This is a genomic window from Photorhabdus heterorhabditis, from assembly GCF_018448905.1.
Classification (GTDB): domain Bacteria; phylum Pseudomonadota; class Gammaproteobacteria; order Enterobacterales; family Enterobacteriaceae; genus Photorhabdus; species Photorhabdus heterorhabditis.
Genome location: NZ_RCWA01000001.1, coordinates 20,439 through 38,484, shown reverse-complemented (window position 1 = coordinate 38,484; position 18,046 = coordinate 20,439). Strand labels below are relative to the sequence as shown.

The 18,046-nt window shown below is 40.1% G+C and carries 16 protein-coding genes and 2 pseudogenes; 9 read left to right on the top strand and 9 right to left on the bottom strand.

Annotation, left to right across the window (positions count from 1 at the left end):
• Positions 1-244: 244 nt before the first annotated feature.
• Complete coding sequence (glpD, locus tag EAE89_RS00175; RefSeq protein WP_214085157.1) at positions 245-1,747, top strand: glycerol-3-phosphate dehydrogenase; 1,503 nt, start codon at positions 245-247, stop codon at positions 1,745-1,747.
• Between the two features lie 333 nt (positions 1,748-2,080).
• Positions 2,081-2,561, top strand: a pseudogene (locus tag EAE89_RS00170) (Hcp family type VI secretion system effector).
• A gap of 38 nt (positions 2,562-2,599) precedes the next feature.
• On the opposite strand, the gene EAE89_RS00165 reads toward EAE89_RS00170, so the two are convergent.
• The 3 genes from EAE89_RS00165 to EAE89_RS00155 form a co-directional block, all read right to left on the bottom strand.
• Positions 2,600-2,779, bottom strand: a complete 180-nt coding sequence (locus EAE89_RS00165) for a hypothetical protein (protein ID WP_105399256.1) — start codon at positions 2,777-2,779, stop codon at positions 2,600-2,602.
• 28 nt (positions 2,780-2,807) lie between these two features.
• Positions 2,808-3,503, bottom strand: a complete 696-nt coding sequence (locus EAE89_RS00160; RefSeq protein WP_214085156.1) for a hypothetical protein — start codon at positions 3,501-3,503, stop codon at positions 2,808-2,810.
• A 360-nt stretch (positions 3,504-3,863) separates the two neighbouring features.
• The gene (locus EAE89_RS00155; protein ID WP_054476330.1) at positions 3,864-4,094 is read right to left on the bottom strand and encodes a hypothetical protein; all 231 of its coding nucleotides are present in this window, start codon (positions 4,092-4,094) and stop codon (positions 3,864-3,866) included.
• A gap of 444 nt (positions 4,095-4,538) precedes the next feature.
• Here EAE89_RS00155 and EAE89_RS00150 point away from each other — a divergent pair, with 444 nt between their 5' ends.
• From EAE89_RS00150 to EAE89_RS00130, 5 genes and pseudogenes are all read left to right on the top strand, one after another.
• Entirely contained in the window at positions 4,539-5,426 is an 888-nt protein-coding gene (locus tag EAE89_RS00150) for an alanyl-tRNA editing protein (protein WP_054476329.1), read from the top strand.
• 4 nt (positions 5,427-5,430) lie between these two features.
• Positions 5,431-6,069, top strand: a complete 639-nt coding sequence (locus tag EAE89_RS00145; protein ID WP_054476328.1) for a LysE family translocator — start codon at positions 5,431-5,433, stop codon at positions 6,067-6,069.
• A 79-nt stretch (positions 6,070-6,148) separates the two neighbouring features.
• Positions 6,149-7,825, top strand: coding sequence for a TauD/TfdA family dioxygenase (locus tag EAE89_RS00140; RefSeq protein ID WP_054476326.1), 1,677 nt, complete (start codon positions 6,149-6,151; stop codon positions 7,823-7,825).
• 743 nt (positions 7,826-8,568) lie between these two features.
• Positions 8,569-8,841 (top strand): type II toxin-antitoxin system TacA family antitoxin, encoded by a 273-nt coding sequence (locus EAE89_RS00135; protein WP_054476325.1) that lies wholly within the window; start codon positions 8,569-8,571, stop codon positions 8,839-8,841.
• A pseudogene (locus EAE89_RS00130) lies at positions 8,832-9,321 on the top strand (GNAT family N-acetyltransferase). The gene EAE89_RS00135 and the pseudogene EAE89_RS00130 overlap by 10 nt, the downstream one beginning before the upstream one ends.
• Positions 9,322-9,403: 82 nt before the next feature.
• Here the strand turns inward: EAE89_RS00130 and EAE89_RS00125 are convergent.
• Genes EAE89_RS00125 through EAE89_RS00100 form a run of 6 tightly spaced genes read right to left on the bottom strand, consistent with a single transcriptional unit; the run spans position 9,404 to position 15,771 of the window.
• A complete protein-coding gene (locus EAE89_RS00125; RefSeq protein WP_214085155.1) occupies positions 9,404-10,033 on the bottom strand; it encodes a bifunctional 4-hydroxy-2-oxoglutarate aldolase/2-dehydro-3-deoxy-phosphogluconate aldolase in 630 nt (209 codons plus the stop codon).
• Positions 10,033-10,995, bottom strand: coding sequence for a sugar kinase (locus tag EAE89_RS00120; RefSeq protein WP_214085154.1), 963 nt, complete (start codon positions 10,993-10,995; stop codon positions 10,033-10,035). The genes EAE89_RS00125 and EAE89_RS00120 overlap by 1 nt, the downstream gene beginning before the upstream one ends.
• Positions 10,992-12,416, bottom strand: a complete 1,425-nt coding sequence (gene uxaC, locus EAE89_RS00115) for a glucuronate isomerase (RefSeq protein WP_054476321.1) — start codon at positions 12,414-12,416, stop codon at positions 10,992-10,994. Before uxaC ends, EAE89_RS00120 begins: the two co-directional genes overlap by 4 nt.
• 18 nt (positions 12,417-12,434) lie before the next feature.
• Entirely contained in the window at positions 12,435-13,892 is a 1,458-nt protein-coding gene (locus EAE89_RS00110; RefSeq protein WP_054476319.1) for a fructuronate reductase, read from the bottom strand.
• Between the two features lie 38 nt (positions 13,893-13,930).
• Positions 13,931-15,232, bottom strand: coding sequence for a TRAP transporter large permease (locus tag EAE89_RS00105; protein ID WP_214085153.1), 1,302 nt, complete (start codon positions 15,230-15,232; stop codon positions 13,931-13,933).
• A 32-nt stretch (positions 15,233-15,264) separates the two neighbouring features.
• Complete coding sequence (locus EAE89_RS00100; RefSeq protein ID WP_054476317.1) at positions 15,265-15,771, bottom strand: TRAP transporter small permease; 507 nt, start codon at positions 15,769-15,771, stop codon at positions 15,265-15,267.
• A gap of 330 nt (positions 15,772-16,101) precedes the next feature.
• Here EAE89_RS00100 and EAE89_RS00095 point away from each other — a divergent pair, with 330 nt between their 5' ends.
• Positions 16,102-17,082, top strand: coding sequence for a TRAP transporter substrate-binding protein (locus tag EAE89_RS00095; RefSeq protein ID WP_214085152.1), 981 nt, complete (start codon positions 16,102-16,104; stop codon positions 17,080-17,082).
• A 119-nt stretch (positions 17,083-17,201) separates the two neighbouring features.
• Entirely contained in the window at positions 17,202-17,963 is a 762-nt protein-coding gene (locus EAE89_RS00090) for an FCD domain-containing protein (protein WP_214085232.1), read from the top strand.
• The last annotated feature ends 83 nt before the right edge of the window (positions 17,964-18,046 follow it).

Here is an 18,046-nt window from a genome sequence, read left to right as displayed (position 1 = left end):
CCCGGGAGCATAGATAACTAGGTGACCGGAGTGAGTGCCGCCAACAAAGAGGCAACTTGAAAGATAACAGGTATAGAATCTCCTAATTAATACCATGTCAATTATATGGGTACGATAATATTTGCCACCGATATCACGCAAATGTGTTTTTTCTCAGTTAATGGTTGGCTATTGGCAAATTTCTGATTACAATTGCGAGCGAAAACGAACATTAAAGAACTGTTTCGAACATTTAGGGGGATGAATGGAAACTAAAGACTTGATTGTTATCGGCGGCGGGATCAACGGCGCTGGTATCGCGGCTGACGCCGCTGGCCGGGGACTCTCCGTTCTGCTGCTGGAAGCACAAGACTTAGCTAAAGCTACTTCATCCGCCAGTTCAAAACTGATCCACGGTGGCCTGCGCTATCTGGAACATTATGAATTTCGTCTGGTCAGCGAAGCGCTGGCAGAACGTGAAGTTTTATTAAATCTCGCACCACATATCGCTTTTCCAATGCGCTTTCGTCTACCGCATCAGCCACACCTGCGCCCAGCATGGATGATCCGCATTGGTCTGTTCCTTTATGACAATTTAGGGAAACGAGTCAGCCTACCAAGCAGTAAAGGGCTGAAATTCGGTGCTAATGCCGTGTTGAAACCAGAATTGGTCCGTGGCTTTGAATACTCTGACTGCTGGGTTGATGATGCTCGTTTAGTGGTCCTTAACGCTCAGGAAGTGAAAAAACACGGCGGTGAAGTCCGTACACGAACAAAAGTTACCCGCGCCTGGCGCGAACATGACGGCTGGATGGTTGAAGCCGAAGATCTCCGTACAGGTAAAACTTATACCTGGCGGGCAAAAGGTCTGGTTAATGCCACCGGCCCTTGGGTTAAAGAATTCTTTGACGATAGCCTGAAACTGAAATCGCCTTATGGTATTCGCCTGATCAAAGGCAGCCATATTGTGGTACCAAGAGTGCATGATGAGCCACAAGCTTATATTCTGCAAAACGAAGATCATCGTATCGTCTTTGTTATTCCCTGGATGGATGAATTCTCCATTATTGGTACAACCGATGTGGAATATAAAGGCGATCCAAAAGAAGTGAAGATAGACGATCAAGAGATTAACTATCTGCTGAAAGTCTATAACGATCATTTTAAGAAACAGCTTAGCCGTGAAGATATCGTTTGGACCTATTCTGGCGTCCGCCCACTGTGTGATGACGAGTCTGATTCACCTCAGGCGATTACCCGTGACTACACACTCGATATTCATGATGAGCAGGGTAAAGCCCCATTGCTATCTATATTCGGCGGTAAGCTGACCACTTACCGTAAGCTGGCAGAACACGCAATGGATAAGCTGGTTCAATATTACCCCGATGCCAAAAAAGCCTGGACTAAAAATGGTCAGTTACCGGGCGGCAATTTAGAAGGCTGTGACCGTGACGGTTATGCTCGCTTACTGCGTAAACGCTACAACTGGTTACCGGAAGGCGTTGCCGTGCGCTATGCACGCACTTATGGCAGCAACAGTGAACTGATTCTGCAAAGTGCTAACAATCTAACAGATCTCGGTGAGTCCTTCGGCCAGGGCTTGTATGAAGCTGAACTTCGTTATCTGCTCGACAACGAGTGGGTTGTTGAACTGGATGATGCCATCTGGCGCCGTACCAAATTAGGTATGTGGCTGAATGAAGAGCAGAAACAGCGGATTACAGTATGGCTAGCAGAGAATGCAAAACCACACACTGAGATTTGATTTTTCTTCACAAAAAATCATTGCTCTTCCCGTTTAGAAAACGCGACTACCGCGAGAACGTTAAAAACATTCTCGCGGTTCTTATTGCGTAGAATTCATATCCGATTTCGCCCTCCAACGTTATACCAATCTTTCCTATTTCCAGATTGACACATAAATTGGCCAAATATTATATATATTCAGTGTAAAATATTATCTTATGCTTCCTCGTTGGAGCAATTGTCCACGAACATGTTAAGATTCTTATATAAACAATACTTTTGATTCTTTTATATTATGGAGATGATATAGACACTTCTATTAATTGTTATGAGATGGATATAGGGCGTTTATATGAGTTTTTCTATTTACTTAAAATTAACTGGTAGGTAAACAAGGGTTAATATCATCAGGATGTTCAACATCTGACTCTATAGGAAATAGGTATCAAATTGGACATGAGGATGAAATTCAAGTTTTATCTTTTGTTCATAGTTTAACTAGAGAACAAAATTCTGAACATCACCCGGTAGATTTTATAAAAATAATAGATAAATCATCCCCTCTACTTGGCATAGCTATTTCTAATAATGAGATTTTAAATGCTTTTTTTGATTTTTATAGAATTAACTCTTCTGGTGTTATGGAAAAATTCTATACCGTCGAATTAAGAGATGCCTCTATTGTTGATATATGTGCCAATTATCCTCACAGTATAGACAGTTCAAATGCAATACCATTTGAAACTATTTCTCTAGCATATAAAAGCATCACATGGAAACATCACATAGCCGGAACCTCAGGCTACAGCATATGGGACGATAGAGTGTACTAACACCTTATCAATCAAGAGTCTGTACATTATTGTTGAAGTTATTCTAACTTCAACAGTTTTTTCTTTACTTTTATTGTAATGAAATATGACGCTATCAGAATAATTATTCCTCCGATAATACCAAATCCTTCAGGGGTAATTATAAACCATGCTAAACAAAGAGCAAATGTTATGAAAATTCCAACAAGATCTATTACAAAAGACTTAATTAATTCCATTTTTACCCACCAATTATCTCATTTTAAGTTAAAGATAAATTAATCTCTCTATTTCATCTAAAATCAATTTTTCATCTTCTAAGGTCATGATATTTTTTCTATAAATATTTATTAATTTCGCCATGTATGGTCCAACCAAAAAATAAAGCATTTCTAATCCTTTTTTCCTTAAAGCTAAATATGTCACAGGCGATTCTATTTTTAATTTCCGCGCAGATCTAGCTGCCTTTTCAAAAATTCCATAAATAGCAAGAGAGTTTATTGATATGTTTAAAAAGGCTGCTATTTTTGCTTTTACAGATGGAACGGCATTTATCTTAATCGATATTAAACTTGTTACTGTGGTCGCTATACTAATCTTCGTTGCTGTTTGAACTCCATATGTAGCTACTATTAAATTAAATTTCTCAGATATGATTCTTTGTGTTCTCTCAGGAATCAAATCATACATTGTATTTATGATTGTAGACACAATATCATAAATGACATCACCTTTTTTAAAAATTGCTTTAATAGCTGCGTCAATCATTCTTTCGTCTTCATTAGATATCTGCTTACCATAAATATCTTTATATAAAAAAGCTTGAGAATTTCTTAATCTAACTAAACCTAAATAAATATCCTCCATAGTTGAATATACAATTGGAGCAGATTTTCTTGTTACATTATCTATGTTCTCTGCTATAACATGATCAGCCTGTTTTTTGTATGATAGATAATCCATAATATAATCCCTTAGCCACCAATAGAATTGTCATTGCAACATAGACATTTTCATTAATATAACTAATATGTCAATAGGAAAAGGCAATAGATGTCACAGTTTCACATGGATAGTAAGCGCAACATAATTACGCTACGAGCAAGCAGGCCCGTATTCCTTTAAGTCATCCACAATCTCATTGGCTTACAGTTTATTCTATGAGTTCATCCTTCGTAAGATAGAATAACACCAGCATTATCTTTAAGGTTTCTAGTAATCAATAACCACCCATTTTGCTAACCCGTTGCCCAAATGTTAGCTTGTTCATATTCATTTAAATAATCAATATATTAGTATCGAATAGAGACTTCATAGCAATCATTACCATTCTTCGCGTAACTTACCTTGATGTTCCAATCCATCCAACTTTTTATCCCCCCATAAACCAAAAACGCTACTATTCTGTTCTGGAATATTAACATCAAGATAAGTATCTATTGCTCTTCGGAGCTGTACAGCATGTGACTTATCAGGAGAACATTCCTCTACAATTTCAAGTTTTCTAATCGTTTCTTCCAGAAGATGTATATTAATTCCTACCATAGCAACCATACTTTATTTCCCCCTGCCCCATATACTTTATCAGCTTAACTATTTATTTTTAAAATAAAAAATTATCGCGACAGTTAAAAAAACAGATTTTACTCTTAAAATCGTTATTGACTATGTAGGTAAAACATAAAAACATTCCAACTTTTCCACTTGCAACAATGCTCTAAGTATCCTATAAATAAGTTGACTATACACATATTGATCTTATTTATCCAATTCTGGTAGTCAGCAAGAAAGATTACCTATAACGTTTAAAACGAATAGTAATATGATATAAGATTACATGACATCTTGATTAGCAAAAAAAATCATCATCTTTGGATAATAGAGGTTTAAGCTAAAAATAAAATAACAATAAGATTTAGTCCTGTTTTGGCAAGAATTACATTAACAAAATACCCTGTAATAATAGGTATCAGAAAACTATAACTAGCGAGATGTTACATGGCTACTGATATGAATATTAATGAACTCTTAAAAGCAGAAGCTTCATTTATGCTGGGAACCCTGATGTTAGAATCCAACATTATCGAGGTTATGAAGTACGAAAGTGGCACCATTTTGATAACCCAAGATAGTCCATTCTACCCAAAGAACTATAAATGGCCAGACCAGCTACATGATAATGGAATAATTTCAATAGGCGATAAAGAGCTTGCTGTGACAAAAGTTTACACCGCGGGTCTTATTGATGGTCATGTATATATAGATCAAGAAATAACGAAACAAGCAACGTCGCCAGATAAAATTATGCCAGCACACTACTTACCTGATTTACACGGAATTTCTGAAAGAGATCTTATAGGGCAAACGGTAACTCTATCTGTGAACGATGAAACAAGATATAGGGTAAGTGCTGCACACTCGATGGCCCACTTTATGTCCCTTGCTTTAAATAAAGCAACACATCATATATGGTCCAAAGTGTACGATACCGATGATTTGGGAAACTATAATTTAGATAAAGCCGCCATTTACCAATCTTCTATTACAGAGCTTCGATCCGTTGATATTTATCGATTTGGTAAATCACTCAGAAAGAAAGGATTTGATAAAAATATATTAATTGAAAATCTGGATAAAATTGATAGAGAAGTTAATAACACACTCAATAATTGGTTATCTCAGGGTGCGGAAATAAACATTGAATATAAATCAAAAGATATTAATGATACCAGATTATGGAAATCTGCAATTGACTCCACGGTGGTCACTATCCCATGCGGAGGCACACATATAAATAATATTAATGAAGTCAAAGATGTAAATGTTGAAATAAAAATCGGTGAATCTGCTGATTTTATTCAAATAACGACTTATTGCAGAGTATAAAGTCATGAATCTCGACCTACTTTATTTTTATCTTCTTCTGGTTGTTTTATCCTATATAACACCAGGCCCAGACTGGGCTATTATCAGTAAAGGGACATTTAAATGCAGAAAAAATGGGCTAATAACGGCAATTGGTGTACAAGCAGGTCTTGTTTTTCATTTGATCCTAGGGTCATTAGGCGCAACTTTAATTCTGGCAACATCAAAAACTGCATTTAATATATTACAAACCCTCGGTGCTTTATATTTAATATATTTAGGTTATATTGGATTAAAAGATGCTTTTAACAGTAGAAAAAACCAAGTCATTGAAAATCAAATCACAAATATAACACAGAAAAATAGCAATCTATTTATTACCGGGCTTTTAGCCAATATCTTTAATCCCAAAGTGGCTATTTTTTTTATAAGTATTCTTCCTCAATTTATTGATCCATCACGCCCGGCCTTAAATCAAGTTATTATCCTGGGATTAATAGATATATTGATTGGTGTACTTTGGTGGGCAGTATTTGTTAATGGATTATCTTATATACAGTCTGTTTTATTTAATAAAAACGCTCAATTAATTGTTGAATCTATAACTAGTTCATCATTGTTATTATTCGGTGTGGCAATGTTTGTCGGGATGATTATTAGTTAATTTTTTCAAATACCACTATGTTTCTGTATACGCCAATATATTATTATTGGCAAATACCTATTTAAGTGAGGGTAATTCAATGAAAGGCAAAATATTATCTATAGTATATGATGATTCTTATATTAACAGCTCAAATCATCGGACAATTAAAAGCGCTTTTTTTAATATCATTAACTTTCTAAAATATCATGGTTTTTCTGTATGTGATTCAGATTCATTCTTGTCTTCTAATAAGAGAAAAAGTGATATAGATATATTCATCACAACAAATAAAGAATCTATAGAACATGATATTGAATGGCCAAAAATTTCTATTATCTTCCCATTATACAGTCATAATATTAATGGAATAGAAATAACTAATAATAAAGATCTAAAAATGTCATATCTGGAGTTTCCCGATAGAAAAGAAAACTATTTAAGTAGACTAGATGGAAATATCACAGTGAATTTTGAAGGTGAATCTCATCTTCTTCATGGTTATTTGACAACAAAATTCACACATTATAAAGATTGGCATACTTATTTGACATTCGACAACCACGCCATAGGAGTAAAAAAGGAAGTTAATGGGCATTATCTTTACTTCTTAGGAATCATAAACTCTTTTTCATCAAGATATTTTTCAGAAAATGATAATGAGAAGTTTTTGAAATCATTTTTTTCATCTGTATGTAATCTATTAAACTATAAAATTACCTTTAATCCTGGAGTAAATTTCTCGGAAGTACCATCTAAATTTCCAGAAGAGTATTTCGTTAAAGATTTAGAAAAATTAAAAGGAGATTATATACTCAATATAGACCATGACAAGCTTATTAAAGAAGGAATATATAAAAATCCATTATCCAACCCCTATGAAAATCTAAATTCATTTTTATCAGAAAGTTATAAAAGAATAACGTATTTAAATCAGGATATAATCCAGAAATTATATGAATTTAAAAACCACTCCAATCAATATGGTGTATTACTCTTAAAAGGAATTAATCCAGGAAATTACTTACCATCAACACCATTAGATTCATTGGATTATCCTGACAAAGGAAATTTCTTTGGAGAAATGTGGCTAGCAATGATTGCTGAATTTCTTGGCTATGCTGTAAGTTATATCCAAGAGAAACAGGGCAATGTTTTTCAAAATCTTGTTCCTCACCCTGGAAAAGAAACATTACTTTCCTCTGCCAGCTCCAGGAAAGAATTAGATTTTCACACAGAAATTGCTTTTCATCCACATATGTGTGATTACGTATTATTATATTGCTTACGTCAAGATCACGACAAAACCGCCAAAACTTTTATAGCAAGTGCACGAATGATGATCCCATACTTATCACTGAATGAATATAAATTACTTTTTAAACCCATTTTTATTACAGGAATAGATTATTCATACGGCAGTCCCAATGGAAAGAGAGGTAATGGCCCGATTACTCCTATTTTTCATGGCGATCCTAACGACCCATATATGATATACGATCTGGATTTAATGCAAGGTATCAATTCTGAAGCTGAAATATTACTGGATAAACTGAAGAAATTAGCTAATGAAAATAAGGTCTGGGTTACTTTAGAAAAGGGGGATTTGCTTATTATTAATAATAACCGGTGTGTTCATGGACGAACAGAATTCATTCCCCGTTATGATGGTAAAGATAGATGGCTATTGCGAACCTGTGTACTAAACAACATTACTCCCGCAAGTTCTGATATATTAGAACAATCAAGGATAATTAACACAAGGTTTATTGTTTGATGGAATAACTATATACAACCAAGGATGGATGTTTTATAATTATTTCTTATGATATATATCTGATTTAACGTTAATAATATAATAATAAAAACAATAAAAACACTTGGATTTATAAATAACGTTTCGTAATTATGCTACACATAGCCTTCTTCAACCCATTGTTATATATAGAATTATGAGTGGTATAAGATGTAGCACTATTTTGTAATCTTATTTATAGTAAGTTGAATACACCAATCTATTTTTCTACCATAGAAAATATTTCCTTTTTAACCATATAAGAAAACACCCTTATTATATTTTTTTCATCCTTACCAAATCCCTGGTAATAAGATATCAATCCTGCGATAGAATTCTGACAGTATATCCTTGATTGGGATGACTTGGTGTTTACAGAAATGCTATCATCAAGGATTGCTTATCAAGCAATGGTTTGGCGTTGCCTGAGATTCTTTGCTGAACGATTTAATAGAATGCTTAACACATCAATACGGATATATACCCTATGGATTTCAAGATGCATCGCGGCGGTAAGGGAGCGAATCCCCGGGAGCATAGCAAACTATGTGACCGGAGTGAGTGCAGCCAACAAAGAAGCAACTTGAAAGATGACGGGTATATATATTTTGGATAACCCAGCATGCTTACGTTTCATAAGATTTCAAATGAAGACGCTAAATGTACATCTATTAGTTATACAACTGCTATAATGACTGTCTACCAATTTGCTACACAGGTGATTTATGAGAACACAACCTAAAGAAACCCCGATCAACATCCGGGCGAAAGCCTTCCAGCGGGAGCTTATTGACCATGCAGCAAACCTGCTCTCAAAGACCCGAACTGATTTCATCTTGGATGCTGCCTGCCGCGCAGCCGAAGATGCCATACTCGATCAGCGCCACTTTTTCGTTAACGACAAAAAATACCATATGTTCATGCAGATGCTGGAGCAACCGCTTTCTGATAATGAAGGTTTTAAAAAACTGATGGGATATAAAGCGCCGTGGGAATAAGCACACCTGAAATATTAACGGCTGAACATAATATAAATGATTTTTATTGCCAGCATGAAACATTAAACGAATGGCTTTCACGCCGGGCTTTAAAAAATAATAAACTCGGCGCGAGCCGCACATTTGTTATTTGCAAGGAAGGCACAAAAGACGTTATCGGTTATTATTGTCTAAGCGCCGGTTCAATTAATCATATTGAATCTACACCATCGCTTAAACGCAATATGCCAGATCCTATCCCTGTAGTGCTTCTTGGCCGTCTGGCTGTCGATGTGGAATATCAGGGGGAAGAAGCTCGGGGCATTGCTTCTCCAAGATGCTTGGAAGCGTGTCGCCAGCACGGCAGAACAAGTGGGCATTTCAGCTATAATCGTCCACGCACTTGATGAGAGCGCTCGAACGTTCTATACGCGTCTTGGCTTCGTCCAGTCACCGTTGGAGCCATACACGCTGATGCTGCCATTAGGCAAACAGAAGTGAAAGAATTTTTACTAAACCCTTTTTTTCCCTTTGGTATTATTGTCGGAATAATATTTTATCCCAAGACAAGAACCACTATTCCTTAAGTATTCACCAAATCCATCGCTTCACGAGTCAGGCGACCGATTTCCTGCCAGTTTTGGCTACCCACCAGCGCTTGACTAACCATCCATGAACCACCACACGCCACAATACGCGGTACAGCAAGATAATCGCGAATATTATTTGGTCCGATTCCCCCAGTCGGCATAATTTGCAATTCAGTATAAGGTGCCAATATCGCTTTAATCATTAGCAAACCACCTGAAGGCTCCGCCGGGAAGAATTTCAGCAATTTCAGCCCCAATTCCATTGCACCTTCAATCGCACTTGGGTTATTCACACCTGGAATAATCGGAATATTCAGTTCCTGACAGGCTTTAACGGTATTTGGATTAAAACCCGGGGAAACGATAAAAGTCGCCCCCGCTTCCTTGGCAGCAACCACCTGCTCACGATTCAGAACTGTTCCTGCACCAATCAGCATATCCGGCTGAGCCTCTCTCAGCAGACGAATAGCTTCCTTCGCTGCCGCAGAACGAAAAGTAATTTCCGCTACGGGTAAGCCATTGTCAGCTAATGCCTTACCCAACGGAATAATATCTTCCGCTCGGTCAACAGCAATCACCGGGACAATTTTTAACTGGCGTAACTGCTCAATCATTTGTTTCATCAGTTTTTCTCCTGCTCTGAAAAGAAGCTGTCAGTCATCGTTTTAGTAACGCTGCTTGGAATAATCGCCCCTTTATGCTGAATGACGATACCAGCAAGACGATGCCCCATGATTGCCGCTTGTTTTATCGGGCAACCCATTAGATAGCCAGCCAAAAATCCGGCATTAAAGGCATCTCCCGCCGCCGTGGTATCGACCACTTTAACAACCGGCTCGGTTGGGATCTGCTCAATCAGCATACCCTGTACCAAATTCTGATAATAACAACCGGCAGCACCCACTTTAACAATCGCTTCTTTAACCCCAGCCCGTTTGAGGCGAGCCATGATTTCTGTCACCGATTTATCCCCCCACAAATGGCATTCATCATCATTTGTCACCAGTGCCAGTGAGGTAAAAGAGAGTAATTTCTGATAGCAGTCTTGAGCTTCTGCCACACTTTCCCATAATGCCGGGCGGTAATTACTGTCGAAAACGATTGTTTTCCCTTGTACGGCCAGTCCAGCCAACAGATTCAGTAACTTTTCACGATCATCGGCAGGCAAAATAGCCAAACTGATACCACTGAGATAAATAGCATCCATCTGCTGCAACGATTGAATAACAGAAAAGAAATCAGGATGGCGAGCCATATAACGAGCGGCAGAATCATTACGCCAGTACAGAAAGGTGCGCTCTCCCTGCTCATCAAGCTGAATCAGATACAACCCCGGCTGATGAGCTGGATCACGTAACACCAGATGCGTATAGATGCCCTCATCTTGCCAACGTTTGATCATTCCTTCACTGAGTAAGTCCATTCCCAGCGCAGTCACAAAATTGACAGCAATTTTCTGTTGGCTTGCTCGTGCTAAATAAACCGCACTGTTCAGTGCATCACCACCAAAAGTCTGATGCATCGTGCCGAAAGGCGCGCCATTAAGTTCAATCATACATTCACCAAGGAACGCAATCTGCTTCATGGGTTTTCTCCCGGCAAAGCAAAATAACGGCGGGCGTTATTAAAGCAAATATCCTCAACCATCTGTCCTAACATCATTCTATCGTTGGGAATTTCACCATTTTCTGCCCATTGCCCCAACAAGTTACACAGAATGCGACGAAAGTATTCATGTCGTGTGTATGAAAGAAAGCTACGGGAATCAGTCAACATACCGACAAACTGGCTCAACAACCCAAGTTGAGAAAGTTGTTCAAGCTGGCGCAACATGCCATCTTTCTGATCATTGAACCACCAGCCCGAACCAAACTGCACTTTACCGGCAATCCCGCCCCCTTGGAAGTTACCAGCCATCGTTGCAATCACTTCGTTATCTCGTGGATTCAGGCAGTAAAGAATCGTTTTCGGCAATTCATCCGTCACATCCAGACTATCCAGCAGGCGGGATAACGGCCAGGCGATATTATTATCACCAATGGAATCAAAACCACTATCCGCACCAAGCAGACGAAACATGCGGGTATTGTTGTTACGGATAGCGCCGATATGCAGCTGCATCACCCAACCACGGGCCGCATATTGCCGACCAAGCCACACCAAAACCGCCGTGGTGTACTGCGCAATTTCAAACTCAGAGAGAGTATCGCCAGTCAGCCGTTTTTGCAGAATACCATTCAATACTGTTTGCTCAGGAACCGGCGCATAACGCAGATTCTCTATGCCATGGTCAGAAGCCCGGCAGCCATGCTCGGCAAAATGATCAAGACGATGCTCCAACGCGTGTAACAGATCAGCGAAAGAAGAGATCGATACATCCGCCACAACTTCAAGCTGTTTGATATAGTCAGTAAAACCCGCCAACTCGATTTTAAATACCCGGTCAGGGCGCCAACTCGGTAATACTTCGATATCAAAATTCTCATCTGCCACGATTTGGCGGTGATATTCCAGAGAATCCACCGGATCATCCGTAGTCCCAACCATTCGAACATTCATTTGCTGCATAATGCCACGGGCTGAAAATTCTGGGGTTGCCAGCTTTTCATTGCATTGATGCCAGATTTCATCGGCAGTTTCCGGCCCCAATAATTTCCCGGTAATGCCAAACGGACGGCGTAATTCCAGATGTGTCCAGTGATAAAGTGGATTTCCTAATGTCAACGGTACCGTTTTTGCCCATGCTTGATATTTTTCATCATCACCCGTTTGTCTGCCGGTAATGAGTGATTCATCAATACCAACAGAACGCATTGCCCGCCATTTATAGTGATCCCCCTCGAGCCAAATCTGACCAAGGTTATCAAACTGGCGATTTTCAGCAATTTCACGCGGATTAAGATGACAGTGATAGTCATAAATCGGCATATCTGCGGCATATTCATGATATAGCTGACGGGCAATGTCATTGTTCAGCAGAAAATCTTCACATATAAAATTTTTCATACTCTTTCCTTCACCCATTTAGAGTGCTGCCACCGCCCGACGAGCGCCGCAATCTAGTAATTGCTGGTAAGCTTCAGTAACTGCCCGGACAAAATGCGGATTGGCTAGCAATGGATTGCCAAAAACAGCCAACAATGCAGGTACCACATCAATAGATACCCCATATTGCTGGTAAATAGATTTAAATTGCTCCACCAGTGGATCACGCACATCAATCAATTTGTCTTGCTCATCTTTACCGCTGACATAACGCATCCATCCGGCGATACCTAAAGCCAGGTGAGGATAATCGCTGCCATTGGTCAGGTGATAAGTCACAGAGTCCAACATACGCTGTGGTAATTTCTGGCTGCCATCCATTGCTATCTGCCAAGTCTGGTGTTTAAGGCTGGGATTACTGAAACGCTTAATCAGCAGATGGGCATATTGGGAAAGATCTGTTCCTATCGGCATCGTCAGAGTTGGTGCTTGCTCTTGCAACATCAAACCCAAAACAGCTTGCCTGTAATCGGAATTAGCCATTGTGTCAGCAATATGTGCATACCCTCCCAGATAACCCAGATAAGCCAAAAATGAGTGGCTACCGTTTAGCATCCGTAATTTCATGGTTTCAAAAGGCACGACATCTTTAACGAATTGTGCCCCTGCTAAATCCCAGTTTGGGCGGCCATTGGCAAAATTATCTTCAATCACCCACTGACGGAAAGGTTCACAGGTGATTGCACAGGGATCATATACACCTAACTGTTCAGCAATCTCCCCCAACGATTCTGATGTCGCAGCAGGAACAATGCGGTCAACCATTGTGCATGGGAAAGTCACATTTAGTTCAATCCACTGCGCCAGTTTTTCATCACGTAAACGGGCAAAACCCACCACCGCTTCACGAGCAACATTGCCATTTTCTTTGACGTTATCACAGGACATCACCGTCAGCGGCGGTAAACCACGTTCATAACGCAGGCGAAGCGCTTCAACAATATAGCCAATCGCGGATGTTGGTTCGGTTGGGTTGGCTAAATCTTGTTGAATCAACGCATTATTTTCATCCAGCTTACCGCTGGCGATATCGGTACAATAACCTTTTTCAGTGATTGTCAGAGAGATAATCGCCACCTGCGGCTGTGCCATGGTTGCCAGAATACCTTGCTGACCCACAAACTCAGGATGCAAAGCATCAACCATAGAGCCAATAATTTTCAGCTCAGTTTTTTCTGCCTCTTTTTCCGCAATGGTACACAAGCAATCCTGATCTTTAAGGTGCTGAATCCCCGTCTGGCCGGAGAATAAGCTGACTTCACAAATTCCCCAATCACTGTTTGTTTTTTCCAGCATATGATGCGTAAAAACTGCCTGATGTGCCCGATGAAACGCGCCACACCCCAGATGAACAATACGGGCAACCAACCTTTTACGATCATAGGAAGGATAAGAAATAGCAGAGTTGATTTTGCAATTGGCTATATTGCGAATCATGGAACAATTCCTTTTTAAAACGCAAATTACCTGAATAATTAGTAATTCAGTAACATCTTAGGCAACCACAGACTCAGCTGTGGCATAAAGGTCACCAGCATCAAGGCGATAATCAAAGCGCAGTACATTGGCACCAGCGGTTTCAATACCTGATTAATGCTGACCTCACCAATGGAACAGCCAACAAATAGCGCACTCCCTACCGGCGGCGTACAGATACCAATAGCCAGATTAAAGGCCATAATGATGCCGAAGTGTACCGGATCAACCCCCATACTCTGCGCCACAGGCAGAAAAATCGGCGTAAAAATCAGAATCGCCGGGGTCATATCCATAAAGGTTCCAACCAGCAACAGAATGATATTAATGACGAGTAGAATAACCAGCGGGTTTTCCGAAACTACCATCAATGCATCAGCAATCAGATAGGGCAGATCAGCATTTGCCATTGCCCAAGACATTCCCATTGATGCACCAATCAGCAGCAGAACAATGGAAGTCGTCACAGCAGAATCCAAAATGATTTTTGGCAGTTTAGTCATACTGACTTCGCGATAAATCAGGACTGCCAGTACAAAGCTGTACAACACTGCAATCGCGGAAGCTTCTGTCGCAGTAAAAATACCGGCAATGATACCGCCCATAATAACCACAATCAGCATCAGAGAAGGCAATGCACGAATCAAAGTGATAAAAAACTCGTTCCACGTGGGCCTTGGTGAAACTGGATAGCCACGGCGTTTAGCAATAATTGCCGCCACTATCATCAGAGATACCCCCATCAGAATGCCAGGAATATAACCTGCAAGAAACAGCGCAGCAATTGATGTACCACCGGAAACCAGTGAATAAACAATCAAAGTATTACTTGGTGGGATCAACAAACCGGTAGGGCAGGAAGCAATGTTTACTGCGGCAGAATACTCCGGTTCATAGCCCTCTTTTTTCTGCATTGGCGCCATCGTTCCACCGACTGCCGCAGCAGATGCCACCGCAGAACCTGAAATCGCACCGAAAAACATATTCGCCATAATATTGACGTGAACCAGTGAACCGGGCAAGCGACCACCAATAACTTTTGCCAGATTAATCAACCGGGTAGCAATCCCCCCCTGATTCATAATATTTCCCGCCAAAATAAAGAACGGAATAGCCAGTAAAGAGAAGTTATCAACACCCGCAGCCATACGTTGAGCGACAACAGTAATAGCCGCTTCCATTGGTAGCGTCATCATAATGGCCAGTAATGATGACAAACTAATCGCAAAGGATACCGGGACACCCAGTGCCAGTAATACCGCGAAACTACCAAACAAAGCTAAAACAACTTGCCAATCCATAAGCTCATCCCCTTCTGTCTTGTCTGGTGATTTCAATCATTTTCTGAAATGGTGGTATCTTTGCCTGAAAAATTCTGAATAAGAGCAACGCTATCTACCAGTGCATAGAAGATTATCAGAACACCGCTGATTGGCAGACATAAGTAGACATATCCCATCTGTAGCCCCAACGCGGGAGTGATTTGCCCAGTTTCAAGCGTCGAGATAGCCAGTACCGATCCGCCATACACCAGCACCACGGAAGCAAACAGAGCAATCAAGGTCTGTATAACTAAACCCACAATATTTTTACCTACCCCCTTAAGTTTCATGGCTAATAAGTCGATAGCTAAGTGGCGGTGTTGGCCTGTGGTATATGCCGCGCCAATCATGGCGACCCACATAAACAGATAACGGGCAAATTCATCCGTTACCGTACTCGGTGTACCAAGCACATAGCGGGAAACGACTTGCCATGTAACACAAAACACCAAAAAAGTGGAAAGGCAGATTGTAAAAAATGCCAAACCTTTATTGATGCAATCCACAAGGTTTTTCATGGGGCTTGTCCTTTCTATTGATCTTAACGAAATTGATCTTAACGGAATTGACCTTAACGGATGCCATATTTGGTCAACCAGATAATGGAAAACTGCTTGACCAACGCAAGTAAAGAGAACGCTACGCCACCTGGATTATAAGATCCAGGTCAAAAAAACATCCAGTGAGCGGGATCACAAACTGACTGGTTCACTAGCTGACACGATTATTTTGTGATATTGGTCAACCAAATAGCATTTACTTTTTGACGACAGCAGAAGTGGTGCTTATGGTTTGGCCGTCAGTTCAGTTGTGCCCGTAACCTATTTACAGCAATTGGAGAACGAACAATGAACAATTCTAAGCGTATTTTATGTACTGTAATCGGGGCGATATTTACCCTGGGAGCGTCACAAGTTATGGCAGTGACAACATTAAAACTCAGCCATAACCATAACCGCGATCACGCAGTACACAAGGCAATGACTCAGTTTGCTGATGAAGTTCGCCAAAAAACAAGTGGTGATGTTCGTATTCGGATCTATCCAGATGCACAATTAGGTAATCAACGGGAATCCATGGAGCTGATGCAAAATGGTGCGTTGGATTTAGTCAAATCTAACGCCGCAGAGCTGGAAGCTTTCTCACCCGCTTATTCCGCTTTTAATCTGCCTTATTTATTCCGCGATAAAGCACACTACGAAAAAATCAAAAATGGAGAAATGGGTAAAGAGATCCTCGCTTCCAGCAAAAACCGCGGGTTTATTGGCATAACCTACTATGAAGCAGGTGCACGCAGCTTCTACGCCAAAAAACCCCTTCGTACTCCCGCCGATCTCAAAGGTATGAAGATCCGAGTACAACCTAGTCCAACAGCCATTTCAATGGTGAAAAACTTGGGAGGTAATCCAACACCTTTGGCTTACGGCGAATTGTATACTGCTCTGCAACAGGGAGTTGTCGATGCCGCAGAAAATAACATTCCCTCTTTCAGCCTGAGCCGTCACAGTGAAGTTGCAAGATACTTCTCACTGGATAAACACACGATGGTGCCAGATGTATTAGTTATTTCTAATAAATCTCTCAATAAGTTGTCATCAGAACAACAAAAAATTCTCATGAATGCTGCAATCAACTCCTCGGAATATATGACGAAATTATGGGAAAAATCAGAGGCGAGGGAACGCCAAAATGCAGAAAAAATTGGGGTTAAATTTATTGATGTCGATAAAAAGTCATTTGAAGAAGCCGTCAAACCTATGTACGACGACATCAGGAAAAATGACCCGATACTTTACCGTATGGTAGAGCGCATTCGCGCAGTAAAATAATCATCATAGGTGAAGGTCATTTGGCCTTCACCCTGAAATGGTATTTTTGGTTGACCAATTCCTGTTTTTGACTATGATCCATACAATTAATAGATAATCATCGTAATGGTAGTCACATGATGAAGCATTTACTTGAGCCAAAACGTCCTTACCAAGAAGTCGGCATTTCATTAAGGCAGATGATTGCTAATCAACAATATCACATCGGGGATCGCTTACCCCCCGAACGGGAACTTGCTGAATTATTAGGAGTTTCCAGAACTGTGGTTCGTGAAGCATTAATTATGCTCGAACTGGAAAATCTGATCGAAGTCCGTAAAGGCTCCGGGGTCTATATTATCAGTCTCCCTCAGCTGTTGCCTGCCTCTTCATGCTCAATCAATGCAGCAGGGCCTTTTGAGCTATTACAGGCTCGTCAATTATTGGAAAGTAATATTGCCGAATTTGCCGCAATGCAAGTGACACCAAACGACGTTGCTAGTATGCGTCGAGCATTGAAAAGAGAATCCGAAGATTTGGTTTCTGGTGAAGATGAATCCGGTGACAGAGAATTCCATCTGGCAATTGCTGAAGCAACCCATAACAGCATGTTAGTTGAACTACTCAAACAATCCTGGGCTTGGCGGGAAAATAATCCCATGTGGCTGAAACTCCACACCCGAATCACTGACAAAGATTACCGTAAAGAGTGGTTGCATGATCATCAGATCATTTTCTCCGCCATGATCAAAAAAGATCCAGCTGCTGCTAAACAAGCAATGTGGCAACATTTGGAGAATGTAAAATTACGTTTACTGGAACTGTCTGATATTGATGATCCCTATTTCGACGGTTATCTCTTTAATTCGTATCCCTACGAAATAACAAAGAGACGTAATTAATTTAACGGAATAACTAATAAATAAGTTTTTATACCCGTCATCTTTCAAGCTGCTGCTTTGTTGGCTGCGTTCACTTACCCCAG

Excerpts from the sequence above, each read along its gene's own strand:
- glpD (WP_214085157.1), top strand. The coding sequence starts at position 245 with ATGGAAACTAAAGACTTGATTGTTATCGGCGGCGGGATCAACGGCGCT.
- EAE89_RS00165 (WP_105399256.1), bottom strand. The coding sequence starts at position 2,779 with ATGGAATTAATTAAGTCTTTTGTAATAGATCTTGTTGGAATTTTCATA.
- EAE89_RS00160 (WP_214085156.1), bottom strand. The coding sequence starts at position 3,503 with ATGGATTATCTATCATACAAAAAACAGGCTGATCATGTTATAGCAGAG.
- EAE89_RS00155 (WP_054476330.1), bottom strand. The coding sequence starts at position 4,094 with ATGGTTGCTATGGTAGGAATTAATATACATCTTCTGGAAGAAACGATT.
- EAE89_RS00150 (WP_054476329.1), top strand. The coding sequence starts at position 4,539 with ATGGCTACTGATATGAATATTAATGAACTCTTAAAAGCAGAAGCTTCA.
- EAE89_RS00145 (WP_054476328.1), top strand. The coding sequence starts at position 5,431 with ATGAATCTCGACCTACTTTATTTTTATCTTCTTCTGGTTGTTTTATCC.
- EAE89_RS00140 (WP_054476326.1), top strand. The coding sequence starts at position 6,149 with ATGAAAGGCAAAATATTATCTATAGTATATGATGATTCTTATATTAAC.
- EAE89_RS00135 (WP_054476325.1), top strand. The coding sequence starts at position 8,569 with ATGAGAACACAACCTAAAGAAACCCCGATCAACATCCGGGCGAAAGCC.
- EAE89_RS00125 (WP_214085155.1), bottom strand. The coding sequence starts at position 10,033 with ATGAAACAAATGATTGAGCAGTTACGCCAGTTAAAAATTGTCCCGGTG.
- EAE89_RS00120 (WP_214085154.1), bottom strand. The coding sequence starts at position 10,995 with ATGAAGCAGATTGCGTTCCTTGGTGAATGTATGATTGAACTTAATGGC.
- uxaC (WP_054476321.1), bottom strand. The coding sequence starts at position 12,416 with ATGAAAAATTTTATATGTGAAGATTTTCTGCTGAACAATGACATTGCC.
- EAE89_RS00110 (WP_054476319.1), bottom strand. The coding sequence starts at position 13,892 with ATGATTCGCAATATAGCCAATTGCAAAATCAACTCTGCTATTTCTTAT.
- EAE89_RS00105 (WP_214085153.1), bottom strand. The coding sequence starts at position 15,232 with ATGGATTGGCAAGTTGTTTTAGCTTTGTTTGGTAGTTTCGCGGTATTA.
- EAE89_RS00100 (WP_054476317.1), bottom strand. The coding sequence starts at position 15,771 with ATGAAAAACCTTGTGGATTGCATCAATAAAGGTTTGGCATTTTTTACA.
- EAE89_RS00095 (WP_214085152.1), top strand. The coding sequence starts at position 16,102 with ATGAACAATTCTAAGCGTATTTTATGTACTGTAATCGGGGCGATATTT.
- EAE89_RS00090 (WP_214085232.1), top strand. The coding sequence starts at position 17,202 with ATGAAGCATTTACTTGAGCCAAAACGTCCTTACCAAGAAGTCGGCATT.